Source organism: Lacinutrix salivirga (genome assembly GCF_053604675.1).
In genome coordinates this window covers 1-367 of record NZ_JBSHNP010000137.1, presented here as the reverse complement: position 1 = coordinate 367, position 367 = coordinate 1, and the positions used below count along the sequence as shown (strand labels likewise).

1 protein-coding gene is annotated in these 367 nt (G+C 27.5%); it reads right to left on the bottom strand.

Annotated features, from left to right (window positions below):
- Positions 1–135 precede the first annotated feature (135 nt).
- Entirely contained in the window at positions 136–309 is a 174-nt protein-coding gene (locus ACVC5O_RS12910) for a hypothetical protein (RefSeq protein WP_452221902.1), read from the bottom strand.
- Between the last annotated feature and the right edge of the window lie 58 nt (positions 310–367).

Genomic DNA, 367 nt, shown 5'->3' with positions numbered 1-367 from the left:
TTGGAAGTTTCATTAGACTGTGTAAAACCAGTTAGTACTACTACTGATGCGATTGCTAATACTGCTATTTTTAATGTTTTCATAATTACTAGGGATAATTAATTTAATATTATTTTAGTGTTGTTAAAGTGTTTATTAACCTTGTGTTGGTAATTTAACTGCCTTTTTATCTTTCATAGCGGTTAAATCTATATGTACTTTTTTAACCTCGTGGTTGTTTGAAGAGTTGGAAGTTTCATTAGACTGTGTAAAACCAGTTAGTACTACTACTGATGCGATTGCTAATACTGCTATTTTTAATGTTTTCATAATTACTAGGGATAATTAATTTAATATTATTTTAGTGTTGTTAAAGTGTTTATTAACC

Bases quoted from the DNA above. Each gene is read 5' to 3' on its own strand.
- ACVC5O_RS12910 (WP_452221902.1), bottom strand. From the start codon at position 309: ATGAAAACATTAAAAATAGCAGTATTAGCAATCGCATCAGTAGTAGTA.